Genomic DNA, 16,022 nt, shown 5'->3' with positions numbered 1-16,022 from the left:
GGAAGAACGTCCGATTGCTCAGAGGTGGGCAGCGGGCGCGGCCATGTCCGGCAATGGGCTTTTCAGCTGTTGCAGCTGGGATTTGACCGGTGTGGTCGAGCAAGTCTTGTCCGCCTGCGCCACGGTCTCGTTGCGGATCGTGGTGTAGAACAGCTCGCAGGTCTTGGCTTTCTGCGTCACTTGCCAGGTCTGGGTGCAGCTGTTGAGCAGTGTCTTCGGATCGGTGCCTGGTTTGCTGCCCATCCCGGCCTGCCAGCAGGCAGCGCTCAAGTCTTGTCCCATCACCTTCAGACCCGCCGCATCGGCCTTGGCCTGGGCATCGTCGCCGGTGTAGTTGCTCGGGTCGGCGGCGTACCAGATGTAGCTCGGGTGGTTGGAACCCAGCACCGGCACATTCACGCCCGCGCTCGGGCTGATGGTCGCCAGGCCCAGTACATTCACGGTCGCACCGTATTGCTGCTTGATCCAGTTACGCACCGGCGCACCAAAGGCAACCATCGGCAGCACGGCGCCGCTGGCGTTCTGGCTGACCTGCTTGACCATGGTGGTCTGGTAATCCTTGAAGTAGTCGTACACGCCCTCCAGATCCTTGCCGGCGCTGGCGGGCGCGGCGATCGGGGCGATGTCGATGATGGTCTGGTAGGCCGGCGTCTGGTCGGCGGGGATGCCATTGTCGGTCAGCAGCGCGGCCCAGCGGTCGGTGGTGTTCGAGCGCAGGTAATCCTGGGCCTGGGTCAGCGAGTAGTCCGGCGGGAAGTGCAGCAGCTCGACACTCTTGCGGTTTTCCAGGGCCATGCCAAGTGGCAGGAACAGGTACCAGCTGTACGCCCATTTGCCGTCGGCATTGAGTTTGCTGGCGCCGTTGTAGGCCAGGTCGCCGGCGTCCAGCAAGGCGGTCAGAGGTTTGTCATAGCCCTTCGGTACGCCGCTGATTTCGGCATAGAGCTGATCGTTGTCGTTTTTTACCAGCACTTTGGCGTTGGTGTAGCCGTCGCGCTGCACGCTCTGGCTCAGGTAATGGGCGACGGTCTGCTCCAGCGTCCAGTTGCGAAAGCAGATCACGCTGCAATTGTTGGGGTAGGCGAAGAGGCGGGTGACGCGCTCGGTGCTGCCCAGTTTCAGGTCGACATCGGCGTGGGCCGCGGCGCTCAACGTGAGCGCCGCGAGGGTGAGGCCTGCGAGTTTCAACATGCTCAGATCCTTTTCAGCGAGGGTAAAACCTTGGAGGAGGGCAATCCGGCCCGCGTCTAGCCTAGCCGGGGAACAGGTGTTTCAGCGAATAACCAAGCTGACTGGCGAGAATCACCCCGGTCATGACCAGCAGAAACAACAGTTGCAGCGGGCTGAAATGCGCCCAGTGCAGCGCGGTCAGCCACGGGTGCTTGTCGCTGAACTCCGGGTCGAGCGTACCGATGCGCCGCTTGTGCCAGAGCCCGATCAGGATCACCCCGATATAGGTGAAGGCTCCCAGCCCACCGAGCATGACCGAGAACAGCAGGATCATGACGGCTTGCGGTACGCCATGGCGCAGCACGAGCCAGCGGGTATCAGGGTTCCATCGGCGTGGAATGATTCTTTCGGTCAACCACAGATCCTGAACGATCAAATGGGCGCTGATCAGAAACCAATAACTCAAGCCGATCCGGAAAAACCAGACAGGAACGCAGGCGAAGGCCAGGGGAATGACGATGCTCATCGCCGTGGTCTTGTGCTCGGCAGGCAGATAAAACAGCCACAGCGCCAGCGCAATCGCGGCCCATGACCGCAACCAGGTTTCGGCGGCGATGTAGCGCGGCAGAAACCGTCGCCAGTAGAAAACATCGGCGTACGGCAGGCGGGCGAGCAGGTCGGGGAAGCGCCACTTGAGGGTTTCCGACAACTGCTGACAGGCCTGCCAGTCAGCCGGAATGAACCGGTCGGTCATGTCTTTCTGTTGCCGCGGCTTCATCGGGCTGATCAGCATCCGCGCGGCCAGAGCGTCGGGCGACCCGTTGCGCTGATCTTCGGCCCGGGCGCACAGGGTGTCGTAGAGGCTTTCCTGGTTGCAGCGTTCGATCAGCGCCTGCCAGAGCCAGTCCGGTTGCGGATGAATGCCCTTGGTGTCGTCCCAGCCAAACAATTGGGAGACGCGGTCGAACAGCGGCACGCTCCACTCTGTGTCCTGCAGCAATTGCAGAATGATCTGCTGCCAGTGTTCCCGGCGGTCGAACACCTGGAGCCAGGGTTGGGCCGTGTAAGACTTGAGCAGCGCGAGAAATTCGCGCTCGTTTTGCGAGGCGAGGAGCGTTTCCAGCGATTGCCGGTAATCCGTCAGCAACTCGTTGGCGAGAATGCTGCGCTGCCCGTCGCCGATGACGATCTCCTGCCACGGGCCCAGCCAGCCGAGGTGCTGCACCGCCCATCGGGCAATCGAAAGGCGCAGCGCGGGCTGATCGAAGCACAACGTCAGCAACAGTGTCTGGAACGCTTGCGCACAATTCTGTTGGCGCGCTTGCTCCCAGCGCTCGTCCAGATTGGTGTCCGAGAGGCCGTTCAGCAATTGCGATGCGGCTTCAATGGCTGGGTCGGCAGTCGGCTGCTCGGGCTCCAGGTTAAGAGGCTCCGGATTCAGGGGCTGTACCCGCAAAGTCTGCGACTCGATCGGTGCTTCGGGTGCGGCCGGGGTCACCGGTTCGAATAGCGCCGCAGGGTAATCCCACGCATCGGTCCCGGTCTTCTGCAGTGGCTGAACCATGGACTGCTCTTGTACCGCCAGCGCGGCGATCCCCGGAGCGAGCATGACGTCGCCGTGCTCCTCGCTCTCCTCGTTTTCAAGGCGCCACTGGGCAATCGACAGTGCACGCTCATAGGCCTCGCGCAGGCGCTGAAAGCCTGCTGCATCTTCATCGGGCCGAAAGACTTTCAGCAGCCGCGCGTAACTGCGCTTGATATCACGCAGCCCGGCGTCTTCGGGCAGTTGCAGGACAGACCAGCATTCCATGTCGTGCTTCCTTACTGCCAGGGGTTACGGTCGAGGGCACTCAACTGCTTGCTCAGTTCGGTACGGGTTTCACGGATCTGCCGCTCGTCCTGGGAATCCAGCGCCTGCTGGAATTGCTTGGCCCAGTAGCCGATCTGATCGCGCAGGTCGCCCAGGCTTTCCTGATACAGACGTTCCAGCCGAGCACTGAGCAGGGTGTTCACCTGTTGCTCGCGCGGATGGATCTTCAGTTGCGCCAAGGCTTGCAGACGTTGCTGGATTTCCTCGGGCGTCAACACGCCGGGGTTGTTTTCGATGACCAGCGAATGTTGCTGACCGGTCAGGGGAATGCTGACCTGGGCTTCGAGCAAGCCGTTGTTGTCGTAGGTGAAGCGCACATCCAGCTCGACTTCGCCGGCCTTGCGCTTGGGCACCTTGATGTCCAGTTGGCCGAGCGCGACGTTGTCTTTGACCAAGCGGCTTTCGCCCTGAAAGATTTTCACGACCACCTGTTCCTGATTGTCGTGAAGGGTCTGCACGGTTTTCACCCGGCTGACCGGGACGATGCTGTTGCGCTCGATGATCGGCAGGTAATGCCCGCTTTCATACTGGCGACCGACCTGCGTGGAGGTCTCGATCCCCAGCGTGTAGGAGCAGACATCGGTGAGCACCACTTCTTCCAGCGCGGCCGAACGGGCCTTGAGCGCTGCCTGAATGGCGGCGCCTTGAGCAACCACCTGATCCGGATCGAGGCTGATCGACGGGAAGCGGCCGAACAGCCCGGCAGCCAGTTTGCGCACCAGCGGCATGCGGGTGGTGCCGCCGACCAGCAGAATTTCATCGAGGTCGCTGACGCGGATGCGAGCATCGCGCAGGGCTCGTTCGATCGGCGCGCGCAGGCGTTCGAGCAGCGGCATGTACAGCGTCGCCATCTGCGTCTGGGTGATGGTCTGGGTCCATTGCTTTTCGCCGACCTGCAATCTGAATTCGGCGCTGGCGTCCTGGCCCAATGCACGGCGCACACGTTCTGCCTCGCGGCGCAGCGGCTGGAGGATGGTAGAGCGCTCGGGGAAGTCCGACACGTTGCGATGCTGATCGATAAAGTGCTCGAGCAGCACGTTGTCGAAATCCTCGCCGCCGAGGAAGTTGTCACCGGCGCTGGCGCGCACCTCCATGACCCCCTCGAAGAGTTCGAGAATCGACACGTCGAACGTACCGCCGCCCAGATCGAACACCAGGAACGAAGTTTCCTTGTCCCGTTGGTGCAGGCCGTAGGCGAGTGCGGCGGCGGTGGGTTCGTTGATCAGCTTTTCGACTTTGAGTCCCGCCAGTTCACCGGCAATGCGCGTGGCCTTGCGCTGGGCGTCGCTGAAATAGGCTGGAACACTGATCACGGCTTCCGTGACGGTCTGCCCGTAGGTGCGCTCGACGTCTTCTTTCAGGCTCTTGAGCACCAGCGCCGACAGCTCTTCCGGACGGAATTTTTTATCCCCGAGGTAGACCTCCGTCGCACTGCCCATATGGCGCTTGAACAGCGACGCGGTCAGGCGCGGATGGGTGTGCAGACGCTCACGCGCAGCTTGACCGACCAGAATCCGGCCCTGATCGTCCAGGCCCACCACGCTGGGTGTCAGGAACTGCCCCAGGGCGTTAGGCACCAACTCAGTGGCATCGCCGCGCCATACGGCAACAAGGCTGTTGGTGGTTCCCAGGTCAATCCCGACGATCATTGCAACGAACTCCCTTTGCGCTCAGACAAAAAATGAAACAGATATTGGGCGCGCAAGAATATTACCGAGGCAGTGGCGCGGTAAAGAAAGATGATGGCTCTGAGCCATTATTTGCGACAGGCAACCGCAGGAGGGATCGTTCGGGTCGCTTTTTGTCGAAGGGGTCGAAGGGAAAGACAGGGCGCCGGAGCCGGCGCCCTGTGGTCATCGTTTAAGGCATGGCCGGCGGCAAGTACGAAAGCGTCGTGCCCAGCGCCCACAGCAGCACCAATACCAACGGCGTGTGCACCAGTAATTGCACGAACGAGAAACCGATCAGATCCCGCGCCTTCAGCCCCAGCACGCCCAGCAGTGGCAGCATGTAGAACGGATTGATCAAGTTCGGCAGGGCTTCGGCGGCGTTGTAGATCTGCACCGCCCAGCCGAGGTGATAGTTGAGATCGTTGGCCACCTGCATCACGTACGGCGCCTCGATGATCCACTTGCCGCCGCCGGACGGAATGAAGAAACCGAGAATCGCCGAGTACACGCCCATCAGCAGCGCATAGGTGTCGTGGGACGCGATGCTGACGAAGAACGTCGAGATGTGATGGGCCAGGGTCTGGGCGTCAGTGCCCTTGACCGTGGTCATCAGCGCGGCGATCGAGCCGTACAGCGGGAACTGGATCAGCACCCCGGTGGTGGTCGGCACGGCGCGGGACACCGCATCGAGGAAACTGCGCGGGCGCCAGTGCAGCAACGCGCCGAGCATGATGAACAGGAAGTTGTAGGTGTTGAGCCCTGAAATGGCGGTGATCGCCGGTTTGGTCGAGAACTCGTGGAACAGCCATCCGGCCGCCAGCAGCACCAGCAGGATGATCAGCAGCGGGCTGTGTTCCAGCCATTCGCCAGGGCGGGTGCGCGGTTGCAGCGGCGGCAGGTTGAAGGCCGGGTCGATGCCGCAGGCCTTGGCGTCACGCGCCGAGTTCGGGCCGGGTGCGGTGGCATAGGCGATGATGATCGAAATCACGATCAGCGCCAGCAGCATCACTCCCGACTGCCAGAGGAAAATCGTCTGGGTGAACGGAATCACCCCGGTGATCGACAGAATCGACGGCGGTAGGCTGGCCGGGTTGGCCTGCAACTGCGCGGCAGACGACGACAGGCCCAGCGCCCACACGGCGCCGAGGCCAAGGTAGGCGGCGGCGCCGGCGGCGCGATAGTCCATTTTCAGGTCGGTGCGGCGGGCGAGGGCGCGCACCAGCAGACCGCCGAATACCAGCGACAGGCCCCAGTTCAACAAGGACGCGACCATCGAGATCAGCGCGACCCACGCCACTGCAGAGCGACCGTTTTTCGGGATCCGCGCCAGGCGATCGATCAGCTTTACGGCGGGCGGTGAACTGGCCACGACATAACCGCCGATCACCACGAAGGCCATCTGCATGGTGAACGGGATCAGGCTCCAGAATCCGTCCCCGAAGGCCATGGCGGCGTCGGTGGGTTTGGCACCCATGGCCAGGGTCGCCAGCGCGACGATGATCACCGCCAGCGCGGCGAATACCCAGGAGTCGGGAAACCAGCGTTCGGCGAAACTTGAACAGCGCAAGGCAAAGCGCGCAGAGCGGCTATCTTCGATATCAACGGCCACGGGAGTACCTCGGATTTTTATGTTTATTGTGGTCTTCGGGGCTTGGCCGGCCCGTCTGGACAGGTGCCAACAGTAAATCAACCGGCGGATTTTTGTGACCGTGTTTTGCCGAATCAGACTATGGTCTAACGGGTTGTCCGGCGGCCCGTTTGCGTAGACCATGGGCGCCTTGGTTTTTTGCCTGCCAGAGTTCTTTGCCATGACTGCCCATTCCACTGCCCGACCGGCGCCGTTCAGCCGTTCCGACTACAAGACCCTCGGCCTTGCGGCCCTGGGCGGGGCGCTGGAGATCTACGATTTCATCATTTTCGTGTTCTTCGCCCTGACCCTCAGCCAGCTGTTCTTCCCGCCGGAAATGCCCGAGTGGCTGCGCCTGCTGCAAAGCTTCGGGATCTTCGTCACCGGCTATCTGGCGCGCCCGCTGGGCGGAATCCTGATGGCGCATTTCGCCGACCGGCTGGGGCGCAAGAAGGTTTTCAGCCTGAGCATCCTGATGATGGCGCTGCCATGCCTGCTGATCGGGATCATGCCGACTTATGCACAGATCGGTTATTTCGCACCGTTGCTGCTGCTGGCGCTGCGCATCCTGCAAGGCGCGGCGGTGGGCGGTGAAGTGCCGAGTGCCTGGGTGTTCGTGGCCGAGCACGCGCCGGCCGGCCATCGCGGGTATGCGTTGGGTTTTCTGCAGGCCGGGCTGACCTTCGGTTATCTGATCGGCGCATTGACCGCGACTTTTCTGGCGCAAGTGTTCACCCCGGCCGAAGTGCTGGATTACGCGTGGCGTTATCCGTTCCTGCTCGGCGGTGTGTTCGGCGTGATCGGCGTCTGGTTGCGCCGCTGGCTGAGCGAAACCCCGGTGTTCATGGCCATGGAAGCGCAGCGCGAGGCGCGGGTCGAGCTGCCGCTGCGCACCGTGCTGCGAGATCATCGCCTGGCCATGTTGCCGGCGATGCTCCTGACCTGCGTGCTGACCTCGGCGGTGGTGGTGTTCGTGGTCATCACCCCGACCATGATGCAAAAAACCTTCGGCATGACCGCCGGCCACACCTTCGCGCTGAGCGCGCTGGGCATTGTTTTCCTGAACATCGGCTGCGTGATCGCCGGCCGGCTGGTCGATCGTATCGGCGCCTGGCGCACGGTCATGCTCTACAGCCTGCTGCTGCCGCTGGGCATCGGCCTGCTTTACACCTGCCTGATCAGCGGCGGGGATTGGGTCGGTCTGGCCTACGCCATCGCCGGGTTGTGCTGTGGCGTGGTCGGTGCGGTGCCGTCGGTGATGGTCAGCCTGTTCCCGGCGCGCATCCGCGTTTCCGGGATCTCCTTCACCTACAACATTGCCTACGCCGCCTGGGCCAGTGTCACACCGTTGCTGTTGATCGGTCTGATGCCGTGGAGTCCGTGGATCTGCGTGATGTTCTGCGCGGTGATGGGCGTGGTGGGTGTCGTCAGTGCGGCGTATTTCGGCTCGCGGATGCCGCGCGCAGAACAGTGTCCGGTGGCCGGCACCGCCTGAGTTGTCGAGGCGTAACTATTTTTGTAGGACAAGCCTCAAGCGCTCTTCAGAAAAGATTTCCAAGGCCGATGGTTAGGCTGCATACCCGCTATCCATCCAGTCCATCGGTGCTTTCCCATGTTCAACAAACGCCTGAAGCAAGAGCTGGCGGCTCTTCGTGAAGAACTCTCCAGCCTTCTGCAAGTGAAGGAGAGCCTGGAAAGCGAGATGCTGGTGCTCACCCTTGAGCCCGACGGACGGATTCAGTCGGTCAACCAGAATTTCCTCAGCGAAATGCTCTACAAAAGCCACGACCTGATCGGCCGCGCTATCGAAGACATTGTGCCGGCCCATGTGAAATCCGACGAGTTTCACCACCGTTTCAAGGCCGCCTTGACCCGTGGCGAGCATTTCGCCGGTGCTGTGCGTCTTTCCCGCGGTAACGGCGAAGAGGCGTGGTTGCGTTCGATCGTGCAGCCGGTGCGGTCGTCGGATGGCCGGATCAAGCATTTCTCGATTTTCTCCAGCGACCTGACCCGCACCATCGAGGCCTCCCGCGAACACGAAAACCTGATCGGCGCGCTGGTGCGTTCGACTGCCGTGATCGAGTTCGACCTCAGCGGAAACGTGCTGAGCGCCAACGAACGCTTCCTGCAAGGCATGGGTTACAGCCTGGCGCAGATCAAGGGCAAACATCACCGCCAGTTCTGCGAGCCGGAGGAGTACAACAGTGCTGAGTACCAGAACTTCTGGCGCCGCCTGAACAACGGCGAATTTGTCGCCGGCCGTTTCAAGCGGGTCGACAGCCATGGTCGGACCGTCTGGCTGGAGGCGTCCTACAACCCGGTGCTCGACGCCAACGAAAAGCTCTACAAAGTGGTGAAGTTCGCCACCGTGATTACCGATCAGGTCAATCAGGAACAGGCCGTCGCCGACGCCGCCAACATCGCCTACAGCACGTCCCTGCAAACCGACAGCACCGCCCAGCGTGGCACTCGTGTGGTGACTGAAGCGGTCAACGTGATGCGCGATCTGTCGAAGCACATGCAGACCGCCGGCGAAGGCATCGAGGCGCTGAACGAGCAATCCCAGGTGATCGGCACCATCGTCAAGACCATCAGCGGCATTGCCGAACAGACCAACCTGCTGGCGCTCAACGCGGCCATCGAAGCCGCTCGTGCCGGTGAGCAGGGCCGAGGCTTTGCGGTGGTGGCCGACGAAGTACGGCAACTGGCTTCGCGCACCAGCCAGGCGACCGAAGAAATCGTCGGCGTGGTGCGCCAGAACCAGGACATGGCGCGCAACGCCGTGGCCCTGATGACCGACGGCAAGCAACAGGCCGAACAAGGGCTGGCGCTGGCGGCGGAGGCCGGTACGGTGATCGTCGAGATCCAGGACGGCGCGCAAAAAGTGGTGGATGCAGTCGGCCAGTTCGCCAACCAGTTATCCAACTGATGCCTGCCAGGCGAAGGGATGGTTCACGGCCATCCCTTCGTTGTTTTTATCCCGCTACAATCGGCTCTTTTTCCCGGAGCAGATCCCATGAGCGAGTCCTTCCGTCGCCCGGTTCCCCTGAACAAAGCCTACCGCCTGCTCAATCACGGGCCGACCGTGCTGGTCAGCGCCGCCCATGACGGGCAGCGCAACATCATGGCCGCTGCGTGGGCCATGCCGCTGGATTTCGAACCGCCAAAAGTCGCGGTGGTCCTCGACAAATCCACCTGGACCCGGCAACTGCTCGAAGCCTCGGGCACCTTCGTGCTCAACGTTCCTTGTGTGAATCAGGCTGACATCGTGCAGACCGTCGGCTCGACGTCAGGCCTGGAAATCAATCGCGATCAAGGTCAGGACAAGTTCCAGGCGTACGGCTTGCAGAGCTTCGCAGGCGAGCAGGTCGAGGCACCGATGCTGGACGGTTGCGTGGCCTGGCTCGAATGCCGGTTGTTGCCGGAGCCGCGCAATCACGAACAGTACGATCTGTTCCTGGCCGAGGTGATCGCGGCGCAGGCTGATTCGCGGGTGTTCAGCGATGGACGCTGGCATTTTGAAGGGCACGATGAGCTGCGCACGCTGCATCACGTGGCCGGTGGCAACTTTCTGAAGATCGGTGATCCGGTGGTCGGTAAAAGTCTGGATGCCTGACGGATTGTTAATGTTTTGCAGCAATTAATTATTGTTATTCGATAATTTTAATCGTTAGGGTGGCGCTCTCATTCATTCTTGTGAGGCTTTCCCATGACCACCCACGGGCTCGTGCAATTCAGTCGGCGCATGGCGACGATAACGTTGATCCTGATCGTCGTGATGCTGCTGCTCAATGCTGTCATATGGGCTTACCCACCGTTGGCGGAAAAGGAAGGCTGGGGGCTGGGATTTGCGCTGACCGAGCGCCAGCTGTCACACATGGCCGACACCGCCACGCTGTTTCCGTGGTGGCAGAAGCTGGGCGGGATCGTGCTGTCGAGCATTCCCCTGCTGGCGCTGGCGTCGGGCCTGAACCATTTGCGCCGGTTGTTTCAGAGCTATGCACGAGGTGAGTATTTCGCCCGGGAAACAGCGGAGCATCTGGGCAAGGTCGGGCGAGTGGTGGCGATCTGGGTGCTGCTGGATTTCCTCTGTGAGCCGATGCTCAGCCTGTGGGTCACCCAGAACGCACCAATTGGTGAGCGGCTGTTTACCCTGAGCATCACGGCTGCCTCGTTCGTCGCGTTGTTTCTGGCCGCGTGCATTTCGATCATCGCGCGGATTCTGGCGCAGGCCAGCGAAGTGGATCGGGAAAACCGTACGTTTATTTGAGGTCCTCATGCCTATCGTGATTCAACTGGATGTGATGCTCGCGCTGCGCAAGGTCAAATCCAAAGACCTTGCAGCCGCCATCGGCATCACCGAGGCCAACCTGTCGCTGCTCAAACAGGGCAAGGTCAAAGGGCTGCGACTGGCGACCCTGGATGCCATCTGCGAGTACCTCAACTGTCAGCCCGGGGATCTGCTGGTTCGGGTGGTGGAGGAGGAGGGTGACGCCTGAGGGGTTCGGTTGTCGCTGGAATCGGATTCACGGACATACAAAAAAGGCTTACCTCTCGGTAAGCCTTTTTCAGTTGGCAGTGCTGATTCAATCCCCCAACGCTACCCCTTCACGCCGAGGATCCGCCCCACCTGACAGCGTTGCCTTCCCCTGAGCATCCTTGACCCGCACGATGGCCTGGGTACCGCTGGTCATGTCGATTTCGTTGACGGTGTGGCCCTTGTCCTTGAGTGCCTGGATCAGCGCCGGGCTGAACTGGCCTTGTTCCAGCTCCGTCGGGCCGTTGCGGCTGCCGAAGTTGGGCAGGCTGATGGCGCTTTGCGGGTCGAGGTTCCAGTCGAGCAGGCCGACGGTGGTTTTGGCCACGTATTCGATGATCTGCGAGCCGCCCGGAGAGCCGACGGTGGCGACGAACTCGCCACTGTTGCGGTCGAAGATCAGGGTCGGCGCCATCGATGAGCGCGGGCGTTTGCCGGGCTCCACGCGGTTGGCGACTTTCTGTCCGTTCTCTTCGGGGATGAACGAGAAATCGGTCATCTGATTGTTGAGGAGGAAGCCCTGAACCATCAGGTGCGAGCCGAACGCGGCTTCGATGGTGGTGGTCATCGACACGGCGCCACCGAAGTCATCCACGGCCACCACTTGCGAGGTGGAAATGCGCAGCGGCGAGCGATCCGGCGCGTAGGCGACCTGCACGCCCGGCGGTGTGCCGGGTTTGGCGGTGCCCATGCTGCGTTCGCCGATCAGGCTGGCGCGGCTGGCCAGGTAACCCGGATCGACCAGGCCCTTGACCGGCACCGGCACGAAGTCGGTATCGGCTACGTATTGCGCGCGGTCGGCGTAGGCCAGGCGCTCGGCTTCGGCGATCAGGTGCACGGCTTGCGGCGCAGGTTCGATTCCGGCGGGCTCATCGGTCTTCACAGGTTTGAGCGGCGTCAGGGCCAGACGCGGATCGCGGGTTTCCATCGCCTGCAAGGTGCCGAGAATCTGCGCTATCGCAATCCCGCCCGATGATGGCGGCGGCATTCCGCAAACCTGCCAGCGCTTGTAGTCGGTGCACAGTGGCGCGCGCTCCTTGGCCTGATAGTGCTGAAGGTCGTTCAGCGACAGGCTGCCGGGGTTGGCGTGGCCCTGAACCTTGGCCACGATCTCTTCGGCGATCGGGCCTTTGTAGAGTGCGTCCGCACCTTCGTTGGCGATGCGTTTGAGCACGGCGGCCAGCGCCGGATTCTGCAAGCGAGTGCCGACGGCTTTGACGCTGCCATCGCTGTTCAGAAAGTACTTGGCCATGTCCGGCGAGCGGCGAATCACCGGGTCGGATTCCAGCAGCGAATGCAGGCGCGGGGAGATCGCAAAACCCTGCTCGGCCAGTTTGATCGCCGGCTCGAACAATGTTGCCCACGGCAAGCGGCCGTGCTTTTTGTGCGCCAGCTCCAATGCACGCATCACACCCGGCGTACCGACGGAGCGTCCACCGATCTGCGCCTGCGGGAACGGCATCGGTTTGCCGTCGGCCTGGAGAAACAGCTTCTCGGTTGCGCCGGCCGGTGCGGTTTCGCGCCCGTCGTAGGTGCGCACCTGTTTACCGTCCCACAGCACGATCATCGCGCCGCCACCGATCCCGGAGGATTGCGGTTCGACCAGGGTCAACACGGCTTGCATTGCGATGGCGGCATCGATGGCTGAACCACCCTGACGCAACATCTCGCGACCGGCCTCGGTGGCCAGCGGATTGGCAGCGGCGGCCATGTGTTTTTCGGCGTGGCTGGCTTGCAGGCCGGTGCGGTAACCGGAGGCGGCTTCCGGTGCCAGCGGCAAGGTCGAGGAGGGCGGTGCGTTGCAGGCCGTGAGGGCGATGGCGCTGACGATCAGCGTCAGGGCGGGCAGGCGAAAACGGTTCAGGGGCAGGGCTGGAAACACGCGGGGCTCTCCGTCCGTGGGATAAAAGTCTGACGGACTGTATCGACCGACCGTGTACGACGCAAACCGGAGGTCTCTTTGTCCTTCATGCCTTGGCGGATTTTCTGTAGGGTCATGGGCAAACGTGAAGCCAGAACAATCAACAAGAGGCCGCCATGCACAACGAGTTTCCGACCCAGCCCAGCTATCGCGAACAACACGAGCGCTTTCTTGCCGCCGCGAAGGTTGCGGGTGCAACGCTCTCCTCGTACGCGCATCCGCTCAATGGGCCGTTTGGCGAGTCTTTGAGTACCGATGTGGCGGTGCTGGGGGATCCATCGGCCAAACGGCGCCTGGTGGCGCTCAGCGGCACCCACGGGGTTGAGGGCTATTACGGTTCGGAGTGCCAGATCGACTGGCTGAAGCATTTCACGCCGGACTCGCTGCCGAAGGATGTCGCGGTGGTGGTGATTCACCTGATCAACCCGTGGGGCACGGCGTGGCTGCGACGAGTCAACGAAGACAACATCGACCTCAACCGCAATCACCTGGATTTCAACCGACTGCTTCCGGACAACCGCGCTTACGCGGCGCTCCATGAAATTTACGCCTGCACCGATTTGAATGGCCCCGAGCGACAAAAAGCTGATGCGTTGCTGGATGCGCAAATTGCCGAGCACGGCTGGCCGGCTGTCATGTCGATTGTCGAGGGCGGTCAGCACACTCATCCCGACGGATTGTTCTTTGGCGGACTCGCGCCGGGTTGGTCGAATCGCACGTTGCATTCAATCATCGAGAATCATCTGGCCGGTGCTGAAACCGTGATGTGTTTCGACCTGCACACCGGCGCCGGCGAGTACGGGCATCCGATGCTGCTGACGATTACCCAGGCGCCTTATCCGGCGCTGGCAAAGGCGCAATCGATTTACGGCCCGTGGCTCTACACGCTACACACCGGTGCCGAAACCTTGAGTGAAACCGGAGTTGCCGCGACTGCCACCGGGTACACCTCGCAGGCACTGCTCAACGCTTTACCGAAAGTACAGCTGATGCCGTTCGTGATCGAGTGCGGGACTTATCCGGGGCCGGACGTGCATCGTTACCTGCGCGACGATCACTGGCTGCATCTGCATGGCGATCCGCTGGATGCGACGGGGCGCGAGATCAAACTGAATCTGCTGGAGCAGTTCTATCCCGCCGACCCGGACTGGCGGGCGATGGTCGGTTTGCGCACGCGGCAGATCTGGGCGAAAGGGCTCAGGGCGTTAGAGGGCGAGGCATAAACAAACGGTTCGCCTTTCGGTAAGCCGTTTTGACTGCCTGGAGATGTGCAGTGGTTGGACTGCGGGGGGGGCTGATGTTTACTGCTTGAAGCCTGGCAGCCCGTTGGCAGCACGCCACTTTTTCACAATTTCTGTGATGCCTTCGGGAGTGCATTGCGCGCCATCCTCTAGCCAGTAGATCAAGTCAGATCCTGCCGGGTGCTCACTGAGACGTTCAAACTCAAAAAGTAAAGGATCAAGTATTTCATCAGGACTTGTATTGGCCGCCAGCACGGAGTTCAGAAACTCAATGAACTCGGCTTCTGTGTAGTCAGAAATGTTTTTTTCATAGATCTTCACTTCTTGAAGCCAGGAAGTCCGTTTGCTTCATGCCATGTCGCGATTGTACGGGCTATGCCAGAGGACGACGTGTCAGCACCTGGCTCTGGGTAGTAGATAAGATCTATCTTGCTCGGATGCCCAACGATCTTGTTGAAGTGCAGCAATAGAATATCTGCACGGTCATCTGTAGGTGCCTTGTCTTCCTTTCTGATCTCGTCAATGAACTCAACGAAGTCTTGTTCGGTGTAATCAGAGAAATTGCTTTTGATGAAGGGGTCGCTCATGCAGTTGCCTCAATCCTGGTGTATTTCGACGTGATTTTTAGGAGTGTGGACCCTCAGGTTGTCAACGTTATAGACCTCGCCGCCTTGAGATATCAGTTCCACATGATGAATTTCGTGAGAGATTCTCTTACCAGCCGCATCAGCTAATCGGGCGCGAGGCGCCTTTCCGTTGCGCATACGCTCCAGGCTATCTTCGCTGAGTTGCCCGGCTAGCCTGGTATCTTTTGATGCTTCGGCCCAGAAGGCGCGCCTGAATGAATCAAAGCTGGAATATTCACGCCCTCTTAGCGAATCGGCAATGCTGGTTGGGATTGGCGCACCAGATCCCCCCCGGGCATGGTCAAGCCATACACCGGAAACATCCTCACCAACCCCTGTCACTGTCCCCGGCGTCAATCTCGCCGGTTTCGAAAACACCACATACAACGACTTCAGCCCGGTCTCCGCCGGAAACACCAGAATACAATCCTCGGCGGTGATGTCTTCGCCGGGCAAGCCCTCTATCTGGCTGTCGGTGTTCTCGGGAATCGGATGCACGAGGATCGTGCTCAGTGCTTCGCCGTGCTCCGGATGAACCAGCGGCGGCATCGATCCCAGCGGCCCGCGTTGCGGCGTCCACAAAATCGTGATGCCGTTGAGCTTCGCCTCCATGGCGGTCTTGTCGTTGTTCCACTCGACTTTTACGGTACGCACGGAGTCGTCGCCCGAGACGCCGGTGTGGATGCCGTAGACCTGCATGACCCCTTCGACATCACGCCGGAACTGGAAGCGCACGCGAGTGGTGGCGCGGCTCATGCTGCGTAGCTGTTCGTCGGTATGAAGCGTGCCGTCGCCCATTCGGGTCGGGAGCATCCCGAGGATGAACACGCTGGCCGGGCCTCCCGCACCACGGATTGCCCAATTGAGGCGCTGCTGCAGGATTCCACCACCGGCCATGCGCCCCAACGCCAGATCGGCGCCGATTGCCTTCGCTGCGGCGTAACTGGCAGCGGGAATGCGCATGGCGCCTGCCACCATGACTTTGCCGAAGTGAGAGACGGGCTCAGGTGTAGTGCCCGCATCCGTCCGGCACCAGTTGCCCGGCGTGCAGGACTTGGCAAAAACCAGATCGTCGCGAGGTTTTGGGGATGGCCATTCGTCTGTCGGGACGTAGACGGGTTCGGGCTCTCGGGGCGGATTCCAGGCGGCCCATGAGGCTCCGCCGTTCGGAAGCTTCCGGCGCCAGATATCATCGAAAAGGTCTTGGTCCAGGTCCATGACAACTCCCTGTCTGTCGTTGGATCGAGACAGGGGAGCTTGTGGGTCTGTGGGGATGGCGATCAAATCGACTGGTAGGGATGCAGGTGCCTGAACGAACGAAAAATCCTCTTCTTACGCTTTTCGCACCCTGTTCCTACGG

Annotated in this window: 14 protein-coding genes and 1 pseudogene; 7 read left to right on the top strand and 8 right to left on the bottom strand. The window is 61.3% G+C overall.

Annotated elements, in window-relative coordinates; genetic code table 11:
• Positions 1-18: 18 nt before the first annotated feature.
• The 4 genes from AC1Q9F_RS12650 to AC1Q9F_RS12635 all read right to left on the bottom strand — a co-directional run bounded on the left by AC1Q9F_RS12650 (position 19) and on the right by AC1Q9F_RS12635 (position 6,319).
• Positions 19-1,191: a hypothetical protein gene (locus AC1Q9F_RS12650; RefSeq protein ID WP_492619795.1), complete on the bottom strand. Its 1,173-nt coding sequence runs from the start codon at positions 1,189-1,191 to the stop codon at positions 19-21.
• A gap of 61 nt (positions 1,192-1,252) precedes the next feature.
• On the bottom strand, positions 1,253-2,980 hold the full coding sequence (locus AC1Q9F_RS12645) for a J domain-containing protein (protein WP_492619796.1): 1,728 nt from the start codon (positions 2,978-2,980) through the stop codon (positions 1,253-1,255).
• 11 nt (positions 2,981-2,991) lie between these two features.
• Positions 2,992-4,689: a molecular chaperone HscC gene (locus AC1Q9F_RS12640; RefSeq protein WP_492619797.1), complete on the bottom strand. Its 1,698-nt coding sequence runs from the start codon at positions 4,687-4,689 to the stop codon at positions 2,992-2,994.
• A 211-nt stretch (positions 4,690-4,900) separates the two neighbouring features.
• Entirely contained in the window at positions 4,901-6,319 is a 1,419-nt protein-coding gene (locus AC1Q9F_RS12635; protein WP_492619798.1) for a short-chain fatty acid transporter, read from the bottom strand.
• Positions 6,320-6,518: 199 nt separating this feature from the next.
• Between AC1Q9F_RS12635 and AC1Q9F_RS12630 the strand changes: the two genes are divergently transcribed.
• From AC1Q9F_RS12630 to AC1Q9F_RS12605, 6 genes and pseudogenes are all read left to right on the top strand, one after another.
• Positions 6,519-7,832, top strand: a complete 1,314-nt coding sequence (locus tag AC1Q9F_RS12630; RefSeq protein ID WP_492619799.1) for an MFS transporter — start codon at positions 6,519-6,521, stop codon at positions 7,830-7,832.
• Positions 7,833-7,949: 117 nt separating this feature from the next.
• Positions 7,950-8,678 (top strand): annotated as a pseudogene (locus AC1Q9F_RS12625) (PAS domain-containing protein); the annotation flags it as partial.
• A 156-nt stretch (positions 8,679-8,834) separates the two neighbouring features.
• Positions 8,835-9,266, top strand: a complete 432-nt coding sequence (locus AC1Q9F_RS12620; protein WP_236676451.1) for a methyl-accepting chemotaxis protein — start codon at positions 8,835-8,837, stop codon at positions 9,264-9,266.
• 87 nt (positions 9,267-9,353) lie between these two features.
• Positions 9,354-9,953: a flavin reductase family protein gene (locus tag AC1Q9F_RS12615; RefSeq protein WP_085609284.1), complete on the top strand. Its 600-nt coding sequence runs from the start codon at positions 9,354-9,356 to the stop codon at positions 9,951-9,953.
• A gap of 93 nt (positions 9,954-10,046) precedes the next feature.
• On the top strand, positions 10,047-10,607 hold the full coding sequence (locus AC1Q9F_RS12610) for a DUF2975 domain-containing protein (protein ID WP_492619800.1): 561 nt from the start codon (positions 10,047-10,049) through the stop codon (positions 10,605-10,607).
• Positions 10,608-10,614: 7 nt separating this feature from the next.
• Positions 10,615-10,836 carry a helix-turn-helix domain-containing protein gene (locus tag AC1Q9F_RS12605; RefSeq protein ID WP_207983932.1) on the top strand — a complete coding sequence of 74 codons (222 nt, stop codon included), beginning with the start codon at positions 10,615-10,617 and terminating at the stop codon, positions 10,834-10,836.
• An 87-nt stretch (positions 10,837-10,923) separates the two neighbouring features.
• Here the strand turns inward: AC1Q9F_RS12605 and ggt are convergent, their stop codons facing one another.
• Positions 10,924-12,756 (bottom strand): gamma-glutamyltransferase, encoded by a 1,833-nt coding sequence (gene ggt, locus AC1Q9F_RS12600; protein WP_492619801.1) that lies wholly within the window; start codon positions 12,754-12,756, stop codon positions 10,924-10,926.
• A gap of 155 nt (positions 12,757-12,911) precedes the next feature.
• Between ggt and AC1Q9F_RS12595 the strand changes: the two genes are divergently transcribed.
• Positions 12,912-14,018, top strand: coding sequence for a DUF2817 domain-containing protein (locus AC1Q9F_RS12595; RefSeq protein ID WP_492619802.1), 1,107 nt, complete (start codon positions 12,912-12,914; stop codon positions 14,016-14,018).
• A 78-nt stretch (positions 14,019-14,096) separates the two neighbouring features.
• On the opposite strand, the gene AC1Q9F_RS12590 is transcribed toward AC1Q9F_RS12595, so the two are convergent.
• Genes AC1Q9F_RS12590 through AC1Q9F_RS12580 form a run of 3 tightly spaced genes read right to left on the bottom strand, consistent with a single transcriptional unit; the run spans position 14,097 to position 15,880 of the window.
• Positions 14,097-14,357: a bacteriocin immunity protein gene (locus AC1Q9F_RS12590; RefSeq protein ID WP_492619803.1), complete on the bottom strand. Its 261-nt coding sequence runs from the start codon at positions 14,355-14,357 to the stop codon at positions 14,097-14,099.
• Complete coding sequence (locus AC1Q9F_RS12585; protein WP_492619804.1) at positions 14,354-14,623, bottom strand: bacteriocin immunity protein; 270 nt, start codon at positions 14,621-14,623, stop codon at positions 14,354-14,356. Before AC1Q9F_RS12585 ends, AC1Q9F_RS12590 begins: the two co-directional genes overlap by 4 nt.
• 9 nt (positions 14,624-14,632) lie before the next feature.
• Positions 14,633-15,880: an S-type pyocin domain-containing protein gene (locus tag AC1Q9F_RS12580; protein WP_492619805.1), complete on the bottom strand. Its 1,248-nt coding sequence runs from the start codon at positions 15,878-15,880 to the stop codon at positions 14,633-14,635.
• Between the last annotated feature and the right edge of the window lie 142 nt (positions 15,881-16,022).

It is taken from the genome of Pseudomonas sp. GW823-FHT04A03, from assembly GCF_058796615.1.
The sequence above is the reverse complement of the archived record's forward strand: the minus strand, read 5'-3'. Positions and strand labels throughout refer to the sequence as shown.

Coding starts and splice junctions, on each gene's coding strand:
- AC1Q9F_RS12650 (WP_492619795.1), bottom strand. CDS start 1,191: ATGTTGAAACTCGCAGGCCTCACCCTCGCGGCGCTCACGTTGAGCGCC.
- AC1Q9F_RS12645 (WP_492619796.1), bottom strand. CDS start 2,980: ATGGAATGCTGGTCTGTCCTGCAACTGCCCGAAGACGCCGGGCTGCGT.
- AC1Q9F_RS12640 (WP_492619797.1), bottom strand. CDS start 4,689: ATGATCGTCGGGATTGACCTGGGAACCACCAACAGCCTTGTTGCCGTA.
- AC1Q9F_RS12630 (WP_492619799.1), top strand. CDS start 6,519: ATGACTGCCCATTCCACTGCCCGACCGGCGCCGTTCAGCCGTTCCGAC.
- AC1Q9F_RS12620 (WP_236676451.1), top strand. CDS start 8,835: ATGCGCGATCTGTCGAAGCACATGCAGACCGCCGGCGAAGGCATCGAG.
- AC1Q9F_RS12615 (WP_085609284.1), top strand. CDS start 9,354: ATGAGCGAGTCCTTCCGTCGCCCGGTTCCCCTGAACAAAGCCTACCGC.
- AC1Q9F_RS12610 (WP_492619800.1), top strand. CDS start 10,047: ATGACCACCCACGGGCTCGTGCAATTCAGTCGGCGCATGGCGACGATA.
- AC1Q9F_RS12605 (WP_207983932.1), top strand. CDS start 10,615: ATGCCTATCGTGATTCAACTGGATGTGATGCTCGCGCTGCGCAAGGTC.
- AC1Q9F_RS12595 (WP_492619802.1), top strand. CDS start 12,912: ATGCACAACGAGTTTCCGACCCAGCCCAGCTATCGCGAACAACACGAG.
- AC1Q9F_RS12585 (WP_492619804.1), bottom strand. CDS start 14,623: ATGAGCGACCCCTTCATCAAAAGCAATTTCTCTGATTACACCGAACAA.
- AC1Q9F_RS12580 (WP_492619805.1), bottom strand. CDS start 15,880: ATGGACCTGGACCAAGACCTTTTCGATGATATCTGGCGCCGGAAGCTT.